The organism is Micrococcus sp. EYE_212 (genome assembly GCF_023147585.1).
Lineage (GTDB): Bacteria > Actinomycetota > Actinomycetes > Actinomycetales > Micrococcaceae > Micrococcus.
In genome coordinates, this window is sequence record NZ_JAHXOZ010000001.1 from 254,383 (window position 1) to 273,139 (window position 18,757).

Consider the following 18,757-nt stretch of genomic DNA (forward strand, 5'->3'; position numbering starts at 1 on the left):
GCATCGGGGGCGGGCTGCGCCGTCAGCCCCGGTGGTGCGTGGTGGTCACCTGGGTGATGCGAGTCATGATGGTGGCGCGCAGCTGCGCGGGCGCCTTCTCCTGGCAGGACCGACGCACGGCCGTGCGGATCAGCAGCTCCAGCTCCTGCTGACGGTGGCAGTCGGGGCACTCGTCCACGTGGGCGCGCACCTGCTCGAAGTCCTCCGGCGTCAGGGCGCCGTCGAGGTAGCGGTACAGCTGCTCCATGCGGCGCTCGACCGCCTCGCGGCACTCGCGGCCGCCGTCGTCCTGGGTCATCGCGTGGCCTCCTTCGTGCTCGTCGCCTCGGTGTCCGCCCCGCGGCCCTTGGGACCCATCCCGCGCTCGGCGGCGTAGTCCGTGAGGCGCTCCCGCAGCTGCTTGCGCCCGCGGTGGAGACGGGACATCACCGTGCCGATGGGCACGTCGAGGATCTCGGCGATCTCCTTGTAGGCGAAGCCCTCCACATCGGCGAAGTACACGGCGAGGCGGAACTCCTCGGGGATGGCCTGCAGCGCCGCCTTGACCTCCGAGTCCGGCAGGTGGTCGAGCGCCTCGGTCTCCGCGGAGCGCAGCCCCGTGGAGGTGTGCTCGGCCGCGCGGGCCATCTGCCAGTCCTCCACCGTGTCCGTGTCCGCCTCGAGGGGCTGGCGCTGCCGCTTCCGGTACAGGTTGATGTACGTGTTGGTGAGGATGCGGTAGAGCCAGGCCTTGAGGTTCGTGCCGGGCCGGTACTGGTGGAACGAGGAGTACGCCTTCGTGTAGGCCTCCTGCACCAGGTCCTCGGCGTCCTGCGGATTGCGCGTCATGCGCATCGCGGCCGAGTACAGCTGGTCCACGAACTCGAGGGCGTCTCGCTCGAAGCGGGCGCGGCGCTCGGGGTCGGACTCGGCGGCGACGTCGATGTTCGCGAGGTCGTGCTCCGGGGCGTCGGCGGGCCGGGCGATCTGGCGCGCGCTGTCTTCAGTGCTCATCGCCGCCCAGTCTACGGGGGACGGCCGCGGCGCCGACGGCGTCGGTGTGGCCGAGGCGGGCGCGGCCAGCAGTGCGGTGCTCACGGGTGCGGCCTCCTCCCCGGCTCGGGCGGTGCCGGCGGGGTCTCTCCCGCACCGGCCTCTGCTGCCCGGGTACAGCGCGCCCGAGGCGACGCCTATTCCCCCGCCTCGTTCCCCGCGCGCCTCGGTAGGCTGGGCCGGTGACCGAACCCACGCCGCCCCGCCCCTCCGCGCCGTCGGGCGCGCCCTCCTCCACCCCGTCCGTGCCGGACCCGTGGCCGGCGCCGACCACCGCCGGGCCCGTGGTCGGGACGGTGCGCCTGCCGGGGTCCAAGTCCCTCACGAACCGCCTGCTCGTGCTCGCGGCGATCGCGGACGGGCCCTCGGAGCTGCGCGGCGCGCTGGACTCCCGGGACACCCGCCTCATGCGCGCGGCGCTGACGGCGCTCGGCGCGCGCTTCGAGGACGGCGACGACGGCGTCCTGCTCGTGCACCCCCTGCCCGTGGGCGAGCCCCTCGCGGGCGAGGTGCACGTGGACTGCGGCCTGGCCGGAACGGTCATGCGCTTCCTCCCGGCGGTGGCCGCGCTGCGCCCCGGACGCGTCGTCCTCGACGGGGACCCGGGCGCCCGCGAGCGGCCCATGGGCCCGCTCGTGGACGGCCTGCGCCAGCTCGGCGTGGGCGTGACCGAGGCCGGGGAGCCGGGCCGGCTCCCGCTGGTGCTGGACACGACGGCCGCGGCCGCCGCCCCGGAGGAGGTCGCCGTGGACGCCGCCGGGTCCTCGCAGTTCCTCTCCGGCCTCCTGCTCTCCGCCGTGCGCCGCCCGAGCGGTCTGACCGTCCGGCACACGGGCTCCCGCGTGCCCAGCCCGGAGCACGTCTCCATGACCGTGGCCGTGCTGCGCGAGCGCGGCGTCCGCGTGGACATCCCCGCCGCGGGGGTGTGGCGCGTACACCCCGGTCCGCTGGCGGGCTTCACCGCCGTCGTCGAGCCGGACCTGTCGAACGCGGGCCCGTTCCTGGCCGCCGCCGTCGTGACCGGGGGGACCGTGACGGTGCCCGACTGGCCCACGGGCACCACGCAGCTCGGCGACCGCTGGCGCTGCATCCTCCCCGCGTTCGGGGCCGACGTGGCCTTCGAGGTCGGGAGCGAGGACCGCTCGCAGTGCGCGCTCACGGTCACCGGCGGCGTCGGAGAGGACGGGGCGCCGCGCGTGACCGGGGCCGGCGAGGTCCCGGACACCGCCGAGCTGGCGCCGACGGTCGCGGCGCTGGCGCTGCTGGCGGAGGGCCCGACGCGCCTGACGGGAATCGCCCATCTGCGCGGGCACGAGACGGACCGGCTCGCGGCCCTCGCCGCGGAGGCCGCCCGCTTCGGCGTCGAGGTCGAGGAGGGCGCGGACGAGCTGGGCTTCCCCGGCCTGGACGCGTCGGGGCCCCTGAGGCCTGCGCTCGCCGAGACCTACCACGACCACCGGATGGCGACGTTCGCCGCCGTCATCGGGCTGCGGGTGCCGGGCACGCGCGTGCACGACGTGGCCACCACCGCGAAGACCATGCCGGGCTTCCCCGCCCTGTGGGCGGCGCTCGTGGGCGGGGAGGAGGCCTGATGGGACGGCGGCTGGACCCCACGGCGTGGGACGAGGCGGACATCCGCGAGCGTCCCTCCAAGCGCGGCACTCGACCGCGCACGAAGGAGCGGCCCGCGCACGAGGACGCGCAGACCGGCATGGTGACGACGGTCGACCGCGGCCGGTACACCGTGGTGCTCCCGGACCGCCTCGACGAGCGGATCACCGCGATGCGCGCCCGCGAGCTGCGGCGCACCCCGATCGCCACCGGCGACCGGGTCGCCGTCGTGGGGGACCTCTCCGGCGACGACGGCACGCTGGCCCGCGTGGTGCGCGTGGAGGACCGGGGTACGGTGCTGCGCCGCTCAGCCGACGACTCGGACGAGGTGGAGCGCGTGGTGGTGGCCAACGCCGACACCCTGATGATCATGGTGGCCGCGGCCAATCCGGAGCCGCGCACCGGCTTCATCGACCGCGCCCTCGTGGCCTGCTACGACGCCGGCATCCACCCCGTCCTGCTCATCACCAAGACGGACCTGCGGGACCCGGCCGAGCTCGTGGCGCACTACGAGTCCCTCGACCTCGAGGTCATGACCTCCGGCGCCTCGACCTTCGAGGCGGAGACCGGGGACACCGAGCTGGACGGGAGCCTCGTGGACCGCGTGGCCCAGCGGCTCGAGGGCCACGTCGCCGCGTTCGTGGGCCCGTCCGGCGTGGGCAAGTCCACGCTGCTCAACGCCCTCACCGGCGCCACGCGCGCCACGGGGCACGTCAACGCGGTCACGGGCCGGGGCCGGCACACCTCCTCCTCCGCGCTGGCCCTCCCCCTCACCGACGCCGACGGCGCCCCCCTGCCCGACACGTGGGTGGTGGACACCCCCGGCATCCGCTCGTTCGGCCTCGGCTGGGTGGACCCGGACCGCGTGGTGGAGGCGTTCGGCGACCTCGCCGGCGGCCTCGAGGACTGTTCCCGCGGGTGCACGCACGGCGCGGACTCCCCCGGCTGCGGCCTCGACCCGTGGGTCGCCGCCGGACACGCGGGCGCGGCGGGTCCGGCGCGGCTGGCCTCGCTGCGGCGCCTGCTCGGCAACCGGTCCACGGCCGAGGGCGAGACCTCCGCCTCCTCCGAGGACTGAGGCGGTATAGCGTGGCACCCATGGAGAGCACCGGACAGACGAACGGGCGGGACCTCACGGAGGACCTGCGCCTGGCCCACATGCTGGCCGACAACGTGGACTCGATCACCATGGCCCGCTTCAAGGCCCAGGACCTCCAGGTCAGCACCAAGCCGGACCTCACCCCCGTCTCGGACGCGGACCGCGCCGCCGAGGAGTCCATCCGCGCCACCCTGGCGAAGGCCCGTGCGCGGGACACCGTGCTCGGCGAGGAGTTCGGCGGCCGCTTCAGCCGGGTCGGGCGCCAGTGGGTCGTGGACCCGATCGACGGCACGAAGAACTTCGTGCGCGGCGTGCCCGTGTGGGCCACCCTGATCTCCCTGCTGGTGGACGGCGAGCCGGTGGTCGGCGTCGTGTCCGCCCCCGCGCTGCACCGCCGCTGGTGGGCCGCCTCCGGGCAGGGCGCCTTCACGGGCACCTCGCTCATGCGCTCCGAGCGCATCCACGCCTCCTCCGTGGACCGGCTCTCCGACGCCTCGCTCTCCTTCTCCTCCCTCGAGGGCTGGCGCGAGCGCGGGTCCATCCGCGAGTTCCTCCAGCTGACCTCGGACGTGTGGCGCGTGCGCGGCTTCGGCGACTTCTGGTCCTACATGCTCGTGGCCGAGGGTGCGGTGGACATCGCGGCCGAGCCCGAGCTCGCGCTGCACGACATGGCCGCGCTCGTGCCGATCGTGCGCGAGGCCGGCGGCCGCTTCACCTCCCTCGAGGGCGAGGACGGTCCCTTCGGCGGCAACGCGCTCGTGACCAACGGGCTGCTGCATGACGAGGTCCTGGCGCGGCTGCGCCTGGCCGACGACGACGGCGCCTGATGGCCGCGCGGGGGGAGACGACGGCCGACCGGGGGGGCGGGCGCGGGGCAGATCGCCGGCCCGGCACTGCGGGTGCGGTGGCCCTCGGCGGTGCCGCGGGCGTGCTGTGCGGCGCGGGGGTGATGAACGCGGTGACCGCGCTGGCCGGGGCGCCGAACTTCCGCGGCACGTTCGGTGCCGCGTTCGGGGCGGTCGACGTGCTCGTCCAGGCCCTGCCGCTGTTCGTGGTGAACGTGCTCGGTTCGTTCCTGCTCGGCCTGCTGTGGGCGGCCTCGCGACGCCGCGGGCCGGACTGGCGTCCACGCCTGGTGGCGGGGCTGGGAACCGGCTTCCTCGGTGCGTTCACCACCATCTCCAGCGCCGTCGCCCTGATGCTGTGGCCGGTGCGGCTGGGCGCCGCGGCGTCCGGGGCGGGTGGTGTCCTCGCCGCGGCGACGTCGGTGCTGCTGGTGCTCGCGCTGATGGCTGCACTCTCGACGGCGGCGGCCGTGCTCGGCCTGCGCACCGGGGGCGCCCCGGCGTCGCGCGTGGTCGGGACGGATCGTTCGGAGGAGGACGCATGAGCGGCGCGGGATACGAGGTCTTCCTTCTCTTCCAGGTGGCCCTCCTGGCCTGCCTCGCGGCGGGCGGGGCGCTCGGCGCCCTGGCGCGCCGGCGCCTGACGGACCGGCTCGGCCCCCGGGGTCTGCTCACCGCCAACACGACGGCGGCCCTGCTCCTCGGCGTCACCGTCGGCCTGGCCGTGCCGGAGCTGGTGTACGCGTCCGGGGGCTGGGGCGACGGCCAGGGGTTCATACTCGTCGCGGCGGTGTCCGCCGTGGTGTCCGGGTTCTGCCTCGCCCTGGGGACGTGGTCCACAGTGGCCGCTGAGGCCGCCGACGCCGTGCTCGCCCGTCGATGGGGCGCGGCCGCTCGCCTGTGGGCCGCGCAGCTGGGGCTGGGGCTGGTGGCCGTCGTCGTCGGCTGGGGCGCCGGCCTGGGCCTGCGCGCGGTCCTGGCCGGCTGAGGGGCGGGCGGGCGCGCCCGCTAGGCCCGTCTCGCTCGCCCCGCGAGGGCGTCGTGGAGGAGCATGATGCGGCGCAGTCGCCACCGCTGCAGGCCGGCGACCACGGAGAGGATCAGGGCGCCCGCAGCGAAGGCGAGGAACGTGATCAGGCCGTCGCCCACATCCCCCTGCAGGGCGATGACCCCGCCGATGGCCAGGCCGATGACCACCGAGGTGGGGCCCAGGACTCTGGCGGGCAGGGCCGTCACGGCCGCCCCGCGGAGCTCGGGGGCCGGCAGCGCTGACGTCCCCCTCGCGATCTGGCCCTCACGGCCGCAGGCCCAGGCGAAGTAGCGGCGCCGCAGCGCGTACCGACGCACCGTCTGGGCGGCATCGTGGAGCGCGGCGCACACGAACGGGTAGACGACCACCATCGAAGGCAGCTGCTGGGGAAGCCCCGGGACGGACCTCATCGCCGCGTCCATCAGGTCCGTCCCCGTGATCGCGTCCAGGCCGACGACGACGAGGATCCCGCCCAGGGCACCGAACAGACAGACGTACATCATCACCAGTGCCAGCCGGCCGACCACCTGGGCCGCCCCCGCAACGGTACCCGTGCCGATGCCCGCGGCGCGGGCTTCCTCGAACTCGCGCCGCCGCTGCTCCCGGGACAGGCCGGTGCGCCGCCGCTCGTGCGCCAGTGCCTGGGCGGCCTCGTCGACGTCGCCCGTCCCGAAGGCCCGCTCGCGCTCGCTCCGACGCATCGCGCGCACGATCAGGCGCGCAGACTGCTCCGGCGACGTCTGGTGAGGACCGCCGGACGGGTTCCGAGCGGCCTCGACACCCGTCGTCGCCGCTCATACATCGAGGTGCATCCCCGTCCCCTCTCGTCTGACGGCCATTCTGCGGTCCGGGCACGGGTCGCCGCACACCGGGCGCGGACACGAGGAAGGCCCCGGAATCGTGACGATTCCGGGGCCTTCCCGTGGTGGTGAGTGGAGCCGGCGGGAATTGAACCCGCGTCCGATGTGGTGTTGCCAGGTCTTCTCCGGGCGCAGTCTGCTATGGGTGTTGCTCGGCCCTGTCCGTCCCGCAGACGGGCGGACAACCCGGGCCCAGCCGGATTGATGTCGGCATCACGACCCCCGGCGAGGGTGACGCCCAGTGGCTATCTAGCTGACGCCATGATCCGGGACGACAGCGATCCCGGGATGACGGACTCGGTCACTGATCAGGCAGCGAGAGCGAAGTCAGTGCGCTTAGAAGTGGCACTTATTGGTTTGCAGAGAGCGTTGACGAGATGACTCTGCATCCTCGGCCCGCTTCCCCCGACTCGACACACACCGTCGAAACCGATCGGCCCCTGGGGGCGACTCCTCTATGAGGTTGTCAATCACCACTCGCGCGAACCCGCCTGAACGGGCCTGCGAGATGGACAACGTACCACGGGCGGGGATCATTCCCGCAAGGGGGCCCCGCGCGCGCCCGAGTGCCGGCCGTCCGGGTGCCGGCCGCCTCCGCTCAGGCCGCGCGGCGGTTGCGGGCCCGCATGGCGCGCTGCGCCTCGCGGGCGTCCTGCTTCTCGCGCAGCACGTGGCGCTTGTCGTACTCCCGGTTGCCGCGCGCGATCCCGATCTCCACCTTGACCCGGCCGTCCAGGAAGTACAGCTGCAGCGGCACGATGGTCAGGCCCGACTCCTGGATCTCACGGCTGATCTTGATCAGCTCCGCACGGTGCAGGAGGAGCTTGCGGCGCCGGCGGGCGGCGTGGTTGGTCCACGAGCCGTTGAGGTACTCGGGGATGTACACCTGCTCCAGGAACAGCTCGTCCCGGTAGAACACGGCGAACCCGTCCACCAGGGACGCCTTGCCCTCGCGCAGCGACTTCACCTCTGTGCCGGTCAGGACCAAGCCGGCCTCGTAGGTGTCGAGGATGGTGTAGTCGTGCCGGGCCTTGCGGTTGGAGGCGATCACCATGCGCTCGCCGGGCGCCGGCTGCTTGGCGGCCTTGCCCTTCGCGTTCTTTCCCATGGCCGGGCTCCTTCCGCTTGCGATGCGCGCGTGACACAGGGTCACCCAGTCTACGGGACGGCCCGCCCGCGGCGGCGGGCGGGCCGGTTGCTCCGCTGGGGGCGTAGCAGCCCTGCGTCAGGACAGCGGCGCCCCCGTGAGGGCGCGCACCTGCTCCTCGGTCACGCCGGGAGCGGTCTCCACGAGCGTGAGCTCGGGCTGCTCCGGGGTGCCGACGACGTCGATCACCGCGAGGTCGGTGATGATGCGGTCCACGACCGCCCGGCCGGTCAGCGGCAGCGAGCACTGCGCGACGATCTTGGGCGTGCCGTCCTTGGCGACGTGGTCCATCATGACGATCACGCGGCCGGCGCCGTGGACGAGGTCCATCGCGCCGCCCATGCCCTTGACCATCTTGCCGGGCACCATCCAGTTGGCCAGGTCGCCGGCCGCGGAGACCTCCATGCCGCCCAGCACGGCGACGTCGATCTTGCCGCCGCGGATCATGCCGAAGCTCATCGCGGAGTCGAAGAAGGACGCGCCCGGGCTCACCGTGACGGTCTCCTTGCCGGCGTTGATGAGGTCCGGGTCCACGTGGGCCTCGTCCGGGTACGGGCCGACGCCGAGGATCCCGTTCTCCGACTGCAGCACCACGGTGCGACCCTCGGGGAGGTGGTTCGGGATGAGCGTGGGCATGCCGATGCCGAGGTTCACGTAGGCGCCGTCCGGGAGCTCCTGGGCGGCGCGGGCGGCCATCTGGTCCCGGGTGAGGCCCTGGGGGGCGGGCTGCTGGGCCGGGGCGGTCTGCTCGGTCATCGGGTCTCCTCCTGGGCCTCGCCCGGGGCCTGACGCACGGTGCGCTTCTCGATCGGCTTCTCGATGTCCGTGCCGACCTCCACGATCCGGTGCACGAACACTCCCGGCAGGTGGACCTCGTCCGGGTCGATCTCCCCGGGCTCGACGAGCTCCTCCACCTGTGCGATGCACACGCGCCCGGCCATCGCGGCGGGCACGGAGAACTGGCGGGCGGCCTTGTTGAAGACGAGGTTGCCGTGCCGGTCCCCCTTCTTCGCGTGCACGAGCGCGATGTCCGTGACGATGGACTCCTCGAGCACGTAGACCTGGCGCTCGGCCGGGTCGACGCTGACGTACTGCTCCCCCAGCACGAACGTGCCCGTCGGCTTGGCCTCCGAGGCCTTCACCACGTTCCCCTCGGCGTCGTAGCGCATGGGCAGGCCGCCCTCGGCGACCTGCGTGCCCACGCCCGAGCGGGTGTAGAACGCCGGGATGCCGGAGCCGCCGGCGCGCAGCTTCTCCGCGAGGGTGCCCTGCGGCACGAGCTCCACCTCAAGCTCGCCCTCGAGGTACTGGCGGGCGAACTCCTTGTTCTCCCCCACGTACGAGCTGGTCATCTTGCGGATGCGCTGCGCCGAGAGCAGGACCCCCAGCCCCCAGCCGTCGACGCCGCAGTTGTTCGAGACGACGGAGAGGTCGTCGGCGCCCTGCTCGAGCAGGGCCTCGACGAGCTGGATGGGGTTGCCGGAGAGGCCGAACCCGCCGACGGCGAGCGAGGCGCCGGACGGGATGTCCGCCACCGCCTCGGCCGGGGTGGCGACGGTCTTGTCGAGGGCCATGGGACTCCTTCGTGGGCGGGACGGGTCGTGGCGGTGCCGCGTCAGCGGAACAGGATGAGGGCCTCGCCCTGACCGCCGCCGCCGCACAGGGCCACGGCGGTGCGGCCGGAGCCGCGGCGGTCCAGCTCGAGGGCGGCGTGCAGGGCCAGGCGGGCGCCGGAGGCGCCGATGGGGTGACCCAGGGCGATCGCGCCGCCGTGGATGTTGCACTGCTCGGCGGAGTAGTCCAGGTCCTTGAGCGACTGCAGGGACACCGCGGCGAACGCCTCGTTGATCTCGATGAAGTCGAGGTCGGAGGCCTCCCAGCCCTGCTTGGCCAGGGCCGCGGAGATCGCGTCCGAGGGCTGGGAGTGCAGCTGGGAGTCCTTCGGGCCCGCGGTCTGGCCGGGGGCCCCGATGGTGGCGAGGATCGTCAGGCCGTGCTCCTCGGCGTAGGCGCGGGAGGTCACGACGACGGCGGCGGCGCCGTCCGAGAGCGGCGACGCGTTGCCGGCGGTGATGGTGCCCTCCTTCGCGAAGGCGGGGCGGAGCTTCGCCAGAGTCTCGGCGGTGGTGTCGGCGCGGACGCCCTCGTCCGCGGAGACCACCACCGGCTCGCCCTTGCGCTGCGGGATCTCGATCGGGGCGATCTCGCCCTCGAAGACGCCGTCGGCCTGCGCGGCGGCGGCACGCTGGTGGGACCCGGCCGCGATCTCGTCCTGGGCCGCCCGGTCGAGGCCTCGCTCGCCGTTGCCGGACTCGGTCAGCTCGCCCATGGCCTCCTTGGTCAGGGCGTCCGTGAGGCCGTCGTAGGCCACGGAGTCGAGCACGGTGACCTCGCCGTACTTGTAGCCGGCGCGCGCCTTGGGCAGCAGGTGCGGGGCGTTGGTCATGGACTCCTGGCCGCCGGCCACCACGACGTCGGCGTCGCCGAGGCGGATGAGGCGTGCGGCGTCGATGATCGCGGTGAGGCCGGAGAGGCAGACCTTGTTGACGGTCATGGCGGGGACCGTCCACGGCAGGCCCGCGGCGAGCGAGGACTGGCGCGCGGGGTTCTGCCCCTGCCCCGCCTGGACGACCTGGCCCATGATGACGGTGTCCACCTCGTCCGCGCCGACGCCGGCCCGCTCGAGCGCGTGCCTGATCGCGTGGGCGCCGAGGTCCATGGCGGTCAAGGAGGCCTGGCCGCCGAGCAGGCGGGTGAACGGGGTGCGGGCGCCGCCCACGATCACGGCGTCGGCGGGCTGCGGGGCGGGGTGCTCGGTGGTCATCAGGATCCTCCAGCGGGGGCGGGCCCGGCGTCGCGGGCTCAGTGAATGGCAATGAACTGAGATCACCGCCAGTGTATGGCGCAGGTCACGTTCGGGCCAGCCGCGTCCGGCATCGGCTCCCCCACGACGACGCCGGCCCGCACCTTCGCTGCGGAAGGTGCGGGCCGGCGTCGGGACCCGGGGGCGGGGCGCCCCGGGAGGGATCAGGCCTGCTCGGCCTCGTCGCGGGCGATCTGGGCCTGCTCGGCGCGCCAGCGGATGCCGGCGTCGATGAAGTCGGTGATCTGACCGTCGAACACGGAGGCGGGGTTGCCCTCCTCGTGGCCCGTGCGCAGATCCTTGACCATCTGGTACGGGTTCAGCACGTAGGAGCGCATCTGGTCGCCCCAGGACGCCTTCACGTCGCCGGCCATCTCCTTCTTCTTCGCGTTCTCCTCGGCCTTGCGCTGCAGGAGCAGGCGGGACTGGAGGACGCGCAGGGCGGCGGCGCGGTTCTGGATCTGCGACTTCTCGTTCTGCATGGAGACGACGATGCCCGTGGGGATGTGCGTCATGCGCACAGCGGAGTCCGTGGTGTTCACGGACTGGCCACCGGGGCCCGAGGAGCGGAACACGTCCACCTTGATCTCGGACTCGGGGATCTCGATGGAGTCGTCCGACTCGATGAGCGGCACGACCTCGACGGCGGCGAAGGAGGTCTGGCGGCGGCCCTGGTTGTCGAAGGGGCTGATGCGCACCAGGCGGTGCGTGCCGGCCTCCACGGAGAGGGTGCCGAACGCGAAGGGCGCGTTGACCTCGAAGGTCACGGACTTCAGGCCCGCCTCCTCCGCATAAGCGGTGTCCATGACCTTGGTGGACCAGCCCTTCTGCTCGGCCCAGCGCAGGTACATGCGCATGAGGGTCTCGGCGAAGTCGGCGGCGTCCACGCCGCCGGCGCCGGCGCGGATGGTGATCACGGCGTCGCGCTGGTCGTACTCGCCGCTGAGCAACGTGACGACCTCGAGCTCATCGAGGGTCTTGCGGATGCCGACGAGCTCCTCGTCCGCCTCCACCAGCAGGTCCGGCTCGCCCTCCTCGGTGGCCAGCTCCACGAGGCTCTCCAGGTCCCCGATGCGGTCCGCGAGCGAGGTGATGCGCTTCAGATCCGCCTGCCGGTGGGAGAGCTTCGAGGTGACCTTCTGGGCCGCCTCGGGGTCGTCCCAGAGGTCGGGCGCGGAGGCCTGCGCCTCGAGGGTATCGATGTCCGCCTTGATGCGCTCGACATCCGAGACCTGCTCGATGGAGGCGAGGGTGTGGCGCAGAGCGTCGATCTCTGCGGAGAAGTCAGTGTCAGCCATGGTGGGGCGAGTCTACCGCGCGGGGTGGGGCGGGGGTGGGGCGACGTCGGCGGCCCGGTCACGGACGATCCCGCCCAGGTCAGCGGGCATAGACTCACAGGGCAGTCACCGAACCGCCGGGAGTCGCCATGGCACAGTCCACCGTCCGCCGTCCCGCCGCTGCGCCGAAGGGCCCCGGGGTCCGCGCGACCCCGGTCCGCCACGGCCCCTCGAACGCCCTGCTGAAGGTGGTCATGGCCCTCACGGGTGCCGTCTTCACCGCGTTCGTGTTCGTGCACATGATCGGCAACCTGAAGGTCTACCAGGGCGCCGAGCACTTCAACGCCTACGCCCATTGGCTGCGCGCCGCGTTCGAGCCCGTCCTCCCCCACGAGGGCCTGCTCTGGATCCTGCGGGCGTTCCTCCTCCTGTGCCTCATCGGCCACGTGTGGGCCGCCGCGCTGATCGTGATCCGGGCCCGGCGCGCTCGGGGCCCGCACCCGCGGCGAAGGATCCGGCCCGGCTCGTGGCTGACGCGCGCGATGCCCACCACGGGCGTCGTGCTGCTCCTCTTCCTGGTCTTCCACGTGCTCGACCTGACGCTGGGGGCCCGGCCCGCGGCGCCCGACGCGTTCCAGGCCGCGACGCCCGAAGCGAGCAGCGCCTATGCCAACGTGATCGCCAGCTTCAGCCGCTGGCCCGCCTCGCTCGTCTACATCCTGGCCATGCTGGCCCTCGCGGCGCACCTCATCCATGGGATCGTGGCCATGGTGGCGGACCTCGGCATCGCCGGCGGCCCCCGCTTCTGGGGCGTCCTGAAGCTGATCGCCCTGGTGCTCGGCCTCGTGATCGCGATCGGCAACATCACCATCCCCCTCGCCGTCCTGACGGGAGCCCTCGCATGAGCAGCCGCGCCGCCGACCACACCGTCGACCTCTCCTCGCGGGAGGCCACCCGACCCGAGGCCCCGCCCACCGTTGCCCCCGCCGCCCCCCTCGTCCTCGACGGCCGCGCCCCCGAGGGCGACCCGGCCACCGCCTGGACCCGGCGCAAGCTCGAGTACAAGCTGGTCAGCCCGCTGAACCGCCGCAGGTTCACCGTGGTCGTGGTGGGCACCGGCCTGGCCGGGGCCGGCTGCGCCGCGGCGCTCGGCGAGCTGGGCTACCACGTGGTGAACTACACGATCCACGACTCCCCGCGTCGAGCCCACTCCGTGGCCGCACAGGGCGGCATCAACGCCGCGCGCGGCCGCAAGGTGGACAACGACTCGCTCGGGCGCTTCGTGAAGGACACCGTCAAGGGCGGTGACTTCCGCGCCCGCGAGGCCGACTGCTTCCGCCTGGCCGAGGAGTCCGTCCGGGTGATCGACCATGCCGACGCCCTCGGTGCGCCCTTCGCCCGCGAGTACGGCGGTCAGCTGCGCACGCGCTCCTTCGGCGGCGTGCAGGTCTCCCGCACGTACTACACCCGTGGGCAGACCGGCCAGCAGATGGAGGTCTCCGCCACCAAGGCCCTCCTGCGCCAGGTGGCCGCCGGGACGGTGGAGCTGCGCACGCGCCGCGAGATGCTCGACCTGATCGTGGAGGACGGCCGGGCGCGGGGCGTCGTCGTCCGCAACCTGCTCACGGGCGAGGTCGAGGCGCAGACCGCCCACGCCGTGGTGCTGGCCACGGGCGGCTACGGGAGCGTGTTCCGCCAGTCCACGCTCGCCAAGAACTCGAACGTGACGGCCGCCTGGCGCGCACACCGGCGCGGAGCACTGTTCGCCTCGCCGTCCTTCATCCAGTTCCACCCCACCGCGCTGCCGGTGAGCTCGCGCTGGCAGTCCAAGACCACGCTCATGAGCGAGTCCCTGCGCAACGACGGCCGCATCTGGGTGCCCGCCCGCGCCGGGGACGACCGCCCGGCGAACGAGATCCCCGAGGGCGAGCGCGACTACTACCTCGAGCGCAAGTACCCGGCCTACGGCAACCTCGCCCCGCGCGACATCTCCTCCCGCGCCGCGCGCGAGCAGATCATCGCCGGCCACGGCGTGGGCCCCCTGAGGAACAGCGTGTACCTCGACTTCCGGGATGCGCTCGAGCGTCTGGGCGTGGAGACCATCCAGGAGCGCTACGGCAACCTGTTCGAGATGTACCGCGACGCCACCGGCGAGGACCCGTACACCGTGCCCATGCGCATCGCTCCCGGCGCCCACTTCGCGATGGGCGGGCTCTGGAGCGACTACGACCTGATGACGTCCGTCCCCGGCCTGTTCGTGGGCGGCGAGGCCGGCTGGGCCTATCACGGGGCCAACCGCCTCGGCGCGAACTCCCTGCTCTCGGCGTGCGTGGACGGCTGGTTCACCCTCCCCTACGCCGTGCCGAACTTCCTCGCGGACCACCTCCACGAGCCGCTCCTGGACGCGGACGCGCCCGCGGTGCGCGACGCCGTCGCGGGGGTGCAGGACCGGACCCGGCGCCTGCTGGAGATCCGCGGCACGCACTCCGCGGACCACTTCCACGCCGAGCTCGGCGAGATCCTCTACGAAGGCTGCGGCGTGAGCCGCACGGCTGCGGGCCTGGCCGAGGCACTGCGGCGGATCCGCGCGCTGCGCGAGCAGTTCTGGACCGACCTGCGCGTGCCCGGCACGGGCGAGCAGCTCAACCAGGAGCTCGAGCGCGCCGGGCGCGTGGCCGACTTCCTGGACATGGGCGAGCTCATGTGCCGGGACGCCCTGGACCGCGAGGAGTCCTGCGGCGCCCACTTCCGCGAGGAGCACCAGACCCCCGAGGGCGAGGCACTGCGCGACGACGACGCCTGGCGCTTCGTCTCCGCCTGGGAGCACGTGCCCGGCGACGACGACGTGCACCCCGGCGAGCCGGTGCGTCACATCGAACCCCTCGACTTCACCACGGTGAAGCTGCAGACCCGCGACTACCGGTGAGGACGGACGCACCATGAGACTGACCCTGGAGATCTGGCGGCAGGACTCCCCCGCCGCCGAGGGACGCTTCGAGACGTACGTGGTGGAGGACGCCACCGAGGAGATGTCCCTGCTCGAACTGCTGGACCGCCTCAACGAGCAGCTCGTGGAGGAGGGCCTCGAACCGGTGGCGTTCGACTCGGACTGCCGCGAGGGCATCTGCGGCGCGTGCGGCATCACCGTGGACGAGCGCCCGCACGGGCCCGTGGCCAACACGCCGTCCTGCCGCCAGCACCTGCGCTCCTACCGGGACGGCGACCGCATCCGCCTCGAGCCGTTCCGGTCCGACGCCTTCCCGGTGCAGCGCGACCTGGTGGTGGACCGCGGGGCCCTGGACCGCGTGGTGGCCTCGGGCGGCTTCGTGGGAGTCGACGTCGGCACCGCGCCGGACGCGGACGCGCGCCAGATCCCCTTCCGCACCGCCGAGAAGGCGCTCGACTTCGCGGCGTGCATCCAGTGCGGCGCGTGCGTGGCGGCCTGTCCCAACGGGTCCTCGCACCTCTTCACCGGATCGCTGCTGGAGCACCTCGCCACGCTCCCCCAGGGCCAGCCGGAGCGCGGCCGCCGCGCGCTGAGCATCACCGCGACGGCGGACGCCGAGTTCGGCCCCTGCTCCGTGTACGGCGAGTGCGCCCAGGTGTGCCCGGCCGGCATCCCGCTCTCCGCCATCAGCGCGGTGAACCGGGAGGCCGTGCGCGCGCGGCTGCGCGGCGGCCGCGACGACTGACCGGCCGAGCGCCCGCACCCGGCACCCGGCACCCGGTGAGCCTGGTCTCACCGGGTGCCGGGAGCGCCTCGGAGATCCCCGCCGAGAGTAGATTCGTCCGTGTCAGAACCCGCACATCCGCGTCAACTCCGTGAGGGGATGAGCCGCATGGCTTCTTCCGTTTCCCCGTCCGCCGCCGCCCCGAACGGCTCTGTCACCGAGAAGGGCGCGAGCGCCGGAACAGCGCCTCCCGCGGCGGCGCCGCCGTCGTCCACGGGGATGATCCTGAAGGTCCTGGCGATCCTGCTGGTGACCGTGGCCGTGTGGCTGATTCCGCCGCCCGAGGGCGTGGACCCGCGCGGCATGCACATGGCCGGCATCTTCCTCGGCACCATCCTGGCGCTCATCCTCCAGCCGCTCCCGACGGCGTCCGTCGCCCTGGTGGGGCTGGCGGCGGCCATGATCACGGGCACCATGGACTCCGGCAAGGAGGCGCTCACGGGCTTCGGCAACAGCGCCGTGTGGCTGATCGTGGCGGCGTTCTTCATCGCCGACGGCTTCCTGCTCACGGGCCTGGGCCGGCGCATCGCGCTGTGGTTCGTCACCAAGCTGGGCAAGTCCAGCCTGGGCCTGAGCTACGGCATGGCCGTCACGGACCTGATCCTCGCCCCGGCGACGCCGTCCAACACGGCGCGCGCTGGCGGCGTCGTCTTCCCGATCATCTCCTCCCTGGCCCGCGTGCAGGGCTCCACCCCGGACACGCCGGAGTCCCGGCGCCGGCTCGGCGCCTACCTCTCGATGACCGCGGTGCAGGTGAACACGATCACCTCGGCCATGTTCCTCACCGCCATGGCCGGCAACCCGCTGGCCGCCAAGTTCGCGGCGGACAACGGCGTACAGATCACGTGGGGCTCGTGGGCGCTGGCCGCGAGCGTGCCGGGCCTCGTGGCGCTCGCCGTGATGCCGTGGGCGATGACCAAGATCTACCCGCCGGAGCTGACGAAGACCCCGGATGCCCCTGGACGCGCCCGCGAGCAGCTGCACCAGGCCGGCCCCATGAGCCGCGGCGAAGTGATCATGGCGGGCACGTTCGTCGCGCTGCTGCTGATGTGGGTCCTCGGCTCTCTGCTGGACCTCAACGCCACCGCAGTGGCGTTCGTGGGCGTCGCCGCCCTGCTCGTCACCAAGGTGCTCACCTGGAAGGACATGGCCGCCAACGGCGGCGCGTGGTCCACGCTCGTCTTTTTCGGCGTGCTCGTGGGCATGGCGACACACCTGAACGAGCTGGGCGTGATCGACTGGATCGGCCGCTCCGTCTCCGGCGCGGTCGGCGGCCTGCCGTGGTACGTGGCCTTCGCGTTGCTGGCCCTCGTGTACTTCTACGTGCACTACCTGTTCGCGTCCAACACGGCGCAGATCGTGGCGATGTACGCCGTGTTCCTGACCGCCGCGGTGGCCGCCGGCACCCCGCCGGTCTTCGCTGCCCTCGCCTTCGGCTTCATCGGCAACCTCTTCGGCGGCCTGGCCCACTACTCCTCCGGCCCCGCGGGCGTGGTGTACGGCTCCGGCTACGTGCCCACCAACGAGTGGTTCCGAGTGGGCTTCCTGGCGAGCCTCGTGAACATCGTCATCTGGACCGTGGTGGGCGGCGCCTGGATGAAGGTCCTCGGCATGTGGTGAGGTCCGCTCGGGAATGAGCAGCGCGCCCCCGCCTCGGGAGTCCTCCTCGACGCGGGGGCGTTGCCGTGTCCGGTTCCTCCCGCACCGTGTCCGGTTCCTCCCGCGGCGTACGATTCCTCCCGCGCCCACCAGCGAAGCATCATGACCGCGCCGATGATGCGCCCGATCTCAGCGCCACCGCTCGAGGGCCTGGGCGATCTCCGCGAACGCCCGCTGCCCGGCCGCCACGCCGACCACGAGGTCGTCGGCGCCGTCGTCCGGTGCCTCGATCCATGCGCCGTCGAGGTCGAGGAAGACCACCGTGGCACCACCGTGGTACCCCTCGGAAGGACCCGGCCGGAATCACCGGGTGAGGGCCGTCCGGGAGCTGCCCTCCGCCTGCACGGGGACCGTTGCGGGGACGACCCCGGTGAACCACCCTCCAGCGGGCAGCAGGCTCACCTGCGCCTCGAGGCGGACGATCACGGTCGCGCCGTCCCCGGCCACCCCGGCCTCCATGCCTGCGAGGCCGGGCACGCTCTCCTGCCCGCCCACGGCCGAGAGGTATGCGCCGGCGGACGCGGCGACGTCGTCGTCGGACAGGACCACCGTGGGGTTCTCGTCCAGGCGGAAGCCCAGCTCCTCGGCACCGGCGAGCGCGGCCCCGTCCGCGAGGGACTGCAGCCGCCTCGCCTGGATGGCCACCGTGGTGACGGCCAGCATGACGAGCATGAGGGCGATCAGCACGGCGCACAGTCCGACGGTGAGGACGGTGGTCTGGCCGCGGTCGTCAACGAGTCGAGTCCGGGCACGCATCAGAACCTCGGCACCATCTGCCGAGCCTCGGAGCCGACGCTCACGGGGCTGAGCGAAGCGGACCAGGACGCCGGTGCGAACGGCACGGGGACCTCGACGGCCACGCTGACCTCGACCACCTCGGCGGGCTCACGGGTTCCGCAGCCGCCGACGCTGCACCGCACGGACACGTCGGCGAGGTCGGAGGAGACGCCGTAGTCGGCGAGGGTGAGCTGGATGGTGGAGGCGGCCTGCCCGACGGAGACCTCCTCCGCGCTGGCGACGAGGACCCTCGCGGCCTGGTCCGCCGCGGCGACCGACGCGAAGGCGGCGGCCTGGATCTGGGACACGTAGATCATCAGATACACCACGGGGATGAGCAGGACCACGGAGAGCATGAGGAATTCGACCGTCGCAGAACCGCGCTCCCCGACGTCGTTCTGCGTCTCAGTGCCGGTACGCATGGCCGCTCACCGTGAGTGGAACGGGTCCCGGGAGGAATCCGACTCCGGGCAGCGAGCTCGAGACGGTGACGCGGACGATGGGAACGCCTCCCTGGCTCGTCGTCTCCGCCGTGATGGCCGCACCCGACTGACCGGGAGCACTCGCCGCCAGGACTTCCCGCGCCCGTTCCACACCGTCCCCGGGGTGGCGGTCCGCGAGCGCCCCATAGCGGGCCCCCGCCGACGCGGCGTCGATCATCACGTTCCGGGTGTGGATGACGATGCCGGCCTGCAGGAGTGCGGCGAAGAGCAGGACGACCAACGCCAACACCATCGACGACTCAGCGACGGCGGCACCCGTCTCGTCCTGCCGGCGGCTCCCCGGCCGGAGCCCGGGAGCCGCCACAGGGGGCATCCAGTGGGAC

The 18,757-nt window shown here is 73.0% G+C and carries 21 protein-coding genes and 1 other RNA gene; 9 read left to right on the forward strand and 13 right to left on the reverse strand.

Annotated features, from left to right (window positions below):
• Nucleotides 1-22: 22 nt before the first annotated feature.
• Together rsrA and KZX60_RS01180 are read right to left on the reverse strand one after the other, a co-directional pair.
• Entirely contained in the window at nt 23-298 is a 276-nt protein-coding gene (gene rsrA / locus KZX60_RS01175; protein WP_248115198.1) for a mycothiol system anti-sigma-R factor, read from the reverse strand.
• Nucleotides 295-993 (reverse strand): sigma-70 family RNA polymerase sigma factor, encoded by a 699-nt coding sequence (locus KZX60_RS01180; protein WP_248115199.1) that lies wholly within the window; start codon nt 991-993, stop codon nt 295-297. The genes rsrA and KZX60_RS01180 overlap by 4 nt, the downstream gene beginning before the upstream one ends.
• 221 nt (nt 994-1,214) lie before the next feature.
• Here KZX60_RS01180 and aroA point away from each other — a divergent pair, with 221 nt between their 5' ends.
• The 5 genes from aroA (at nt 1,215) to KZX60_RS01205 (ending at nt 5,575) form a co-directional block, all read left to right on the forward strand.
• Nucleotides 1,215-2,624: a 3-phosphoshikimate 1-carboxyvinyltransferase gene (gene aroA, locus KZX60_RS01185; protein ID WP_248115200.1), complete on the forward strand. Its 1,410-nt coding sequence runs from the start codon at nt 1,215-1,217 to the stop codon at nt 2,622-2,624.
• Complete coding sequence (gene rsgA, locus KZX60_RS01190; RefSeq protein ID WP_248115201.1) at nt 2,624-3,721, forward strand: GTPase RsgA; 1,098 nt, start codon at nt 2,624-2,626, stop codon at nt 3,719-3,721. Before aroA ends, rsgA begins: the two co-directional genes overlap by 1 nt.
• A gap of 20 nt (nt 3,722-3,741) precedes the next feature.
• Nucleotides 3,742-4,569: a histidinol-phosphatase gene (gene hisN / locus KZX60_RS01195; protein WP_248115202.1), complete on the forward strand. Its 828-nt coding sequence runs from the start codon at nt 3,742-3,744 to the stop codon at nt 4,567-4,569.
• Between the two features lie 77 nt (nt 4,570-4,646).
• On the forward strand, nt 4,647-5,132 hold the full coding sequence (locus KZX60_RS01200) for a CrcB family protein (protein WP_248115203.1): 486 nt from the start codon (nt 4,647-4,649) through the stop codon (nt 5,130-5,132).
• On the forward strand, nt 5,129-5,575 hold the full coding sequence (locus KZX60_RS01205) for a CrcB family protein (RefSeq protein WP_282442430.1): 447 nt from the start codon (nt 5,129-5,131) through the stop codon (nt 5,573-5,575). The genes KZX60_RS01200 and KZX60_RS01205 overlap by 4 nt, the downstream gene beginning before the upstream one ends.
• Nucleotides 5,576-5,595: 20 nt before the next feature.
• Here KZX60_RS01205 and KZX60_RS01210 read toward each other — a convergent pair whose 3' ends face one another.
• The 7 genes from KZX60_RS01210 to prfB all read right to left on the reverse strand — a co-directional run bounded on the left by KZX60_RS01210 (nt 5,596) and on the right by prfB (nt 11,785).
• Complete coding sequence (locus tag KZX60_RS01210) at nt 5,596-6,318, reverse strand: hypothetical protein (protein WP_248115204.1); 723 nt, start codon at nt 6,316-6,318, stop codon at nt 5,596-5,598.
• Nucleotides 6,319-6,547: 229 nt separating this feature from the next.
• Nucleotides 6,548-6,918, reverse strand: a transfer-messenger RNA (tmRNA) gene (gene ssrA, locus KZX60_RS01215).
• Nucleotides 6,919-7,075: 157 nt separating this feature from the next.
• The gene (gene smpB, locus KZX60_RS01220) at nt 7,076-7,585 is read right to left on the reverse strand and encodes an SsrA-binding protein SmpB (RefSeq protein ID WP_248115205.1); all 510 of its coding nucleotides are present in this window, start codon (nt 7,583-7,585) and stop codon (nt 7,076-7,078) included.
• A gap of 117 nt (nt 7,586-7,702) precedes the next feature.
• Complete coding sequence (locus KZX60_RS01225) at nt 7,703-8,380, reverse strand: CoA transferase subunit B (RefSeq protein ID WP_248115206.1); 678 nt, start codon at nt 8,378-8,380, stop codon at nt 7,703-7,705.
• Entirely contained in the window at nt 8,377-9,198 is an 822-nt protein-coding gene (locus tag KZX60_RS01230; RefSeq protein ID WP_248115207.1) for a CoA transferase subunit A, read from the reverse strand. The genes KZX60_RS01225 and KZX60_RS01230 overlap by 4 nt, the downstream gene beginning before the upstream one ends.
• 41 nt (nt 9,199-9,239) lie before the next feature.
• Nucleotides 9,240-10,448, reverse strand: coding sequence for an acetyl-CoA C-acetyltransferase (locus KZX60_RS01235; protein ID WP_248115208.1), 1,209 nt, complete (start codon nt 10,446-10,448; stop codon nt 9,240-9,242).
• A 203-nt stretch (nt 10,449-10,651) separates the two neighbouring features.
• Nucleotides 10,652-11,785, reverse strand: a complete 1,134-nt coding sequence (gene prfB, locus KZX60_RS01240; protein WP_248115209.1) for a peptide chain release factor 2 — start codon at nt 11,783-11,785, stop codon at nt 10,652-10,654.
• A gap of 128 nt (nt 11,786-11,913) precedes the next feature.
• Here prfB and KZX60_RS01245 point away from each other — a divergent pair, with 128 nt between their 5' ends.
• From KZX60_RS01245 to KZX60_RS01260, 4 genes are all read left to right on the forward strand, one after another.
• Complete coding sequence (locus KZX60_RS01245) at nt 11,914-12,669, forward strand: succinate dehydrogenase cytochrome b subunit (RefSeq protein ID WP_248115210.1); 756 nt, start codon at nt 11,914-11,916, stop codon at nt 12,667-12,669.
• Complete coding sequence (locus KZX60_RS01250) at nt 12,666-14,690, forward strand: fumarate reductase/succinate dehydrogenase flavoprotein subunit (RefSeq protein ID WP_248115211.1); 2,025 nt, start codon at nt 12,666-12,668, stop codon at nt 14,688-14,690. The genes KZX60_RS01245 and KZX60_RS01250 overlap by 4 nt, the downstream gene beginning before the upstream one ends.
• Nucleotides 14,691-14,703: 13 nt before the next feature.
• Complete coding sequence (locus KZX60_RS01255; protein ID WP_248115212.1) at nt 14,704-15,456, forward strand: succinate dehydrogenase/fumarate reductase iron-sulfur subunit; 753 nt, start codon at nt 14,704-14,706, stop codon at nt 15,454-15,456.
• Nucleotides 15,457-15,603: 147 nt separating this feature from the next.
• Nucleotides 15,604-17,115: an anion permease gene (locus tag KZX60_RS01260; RefSeq protein ID WP_248115213.1), complete on the forward strand. Its 1,512-nt coding sequence runs from the start codon at nt 15,604-15,606 to the stop codon at nt 17,113-17,115.
• Between the two features lie 168 nt (nt 17,116-17,283).
• Here KZX60_RS01260 and KZX60_RS11925 read toward each other — a convergent pair whose 3' ends face one another.
• From KZX60_RS11925 to KZX60_RS01275, 4 genes are read right to left on the reverse strand one after another with little or no spacing between them, the layout of a single operon-like run.
• On the reverse strand, nt 17,284-17,415 hold the full coding sequence (locus KZX60_RS11925) for a hypothetical protein (protein WP_282442431.1): 132 nt from the start codon (nt 17,413-17,415) through the stop codon (nt 17,284-17,286).
• Between the two features lie 42 nt (nt 17,416-17,457).
• Entirely contained in the window at nt 17,458-17,910 is a 453-nt protein-coding gene (locus tag KZX60_RS01265; protein ID WP_248115214.1) for a pilus assembly protein TadG-related protein, read from the reverse strand.
• A complete protein-coding gene (locus KZX60_RS01270; protein ID WP_248115215.1) occupies nt 17,910-18,353 on the reverse strand; it encodes a hypothetical protein in 444 nt (147 codons plus the stop codon). The genes KZX60_RS01265 and KZX60_RS01270 overlap by 1 nt, the downstream gene beginning before the upstream one ends.
• Nucleotides 18,337-18,747 (reverse strand): TadE/TadG family type IV pilus assembly protein, encoded by a 411-nt coding sequence (locus KZX60_RS01275; protein WP_282442484.1) that lies wholly within the window; start codon nt 18,745-18,747, stop codon nt 18,337-18,339. Before KZX60_RS01275 ends, KZX60_RS01270 begins: the two co-directional genes overlap by 17 nt.
• Nucleotides 18,748-18,757: the final 10 nt, after the last annotated feature.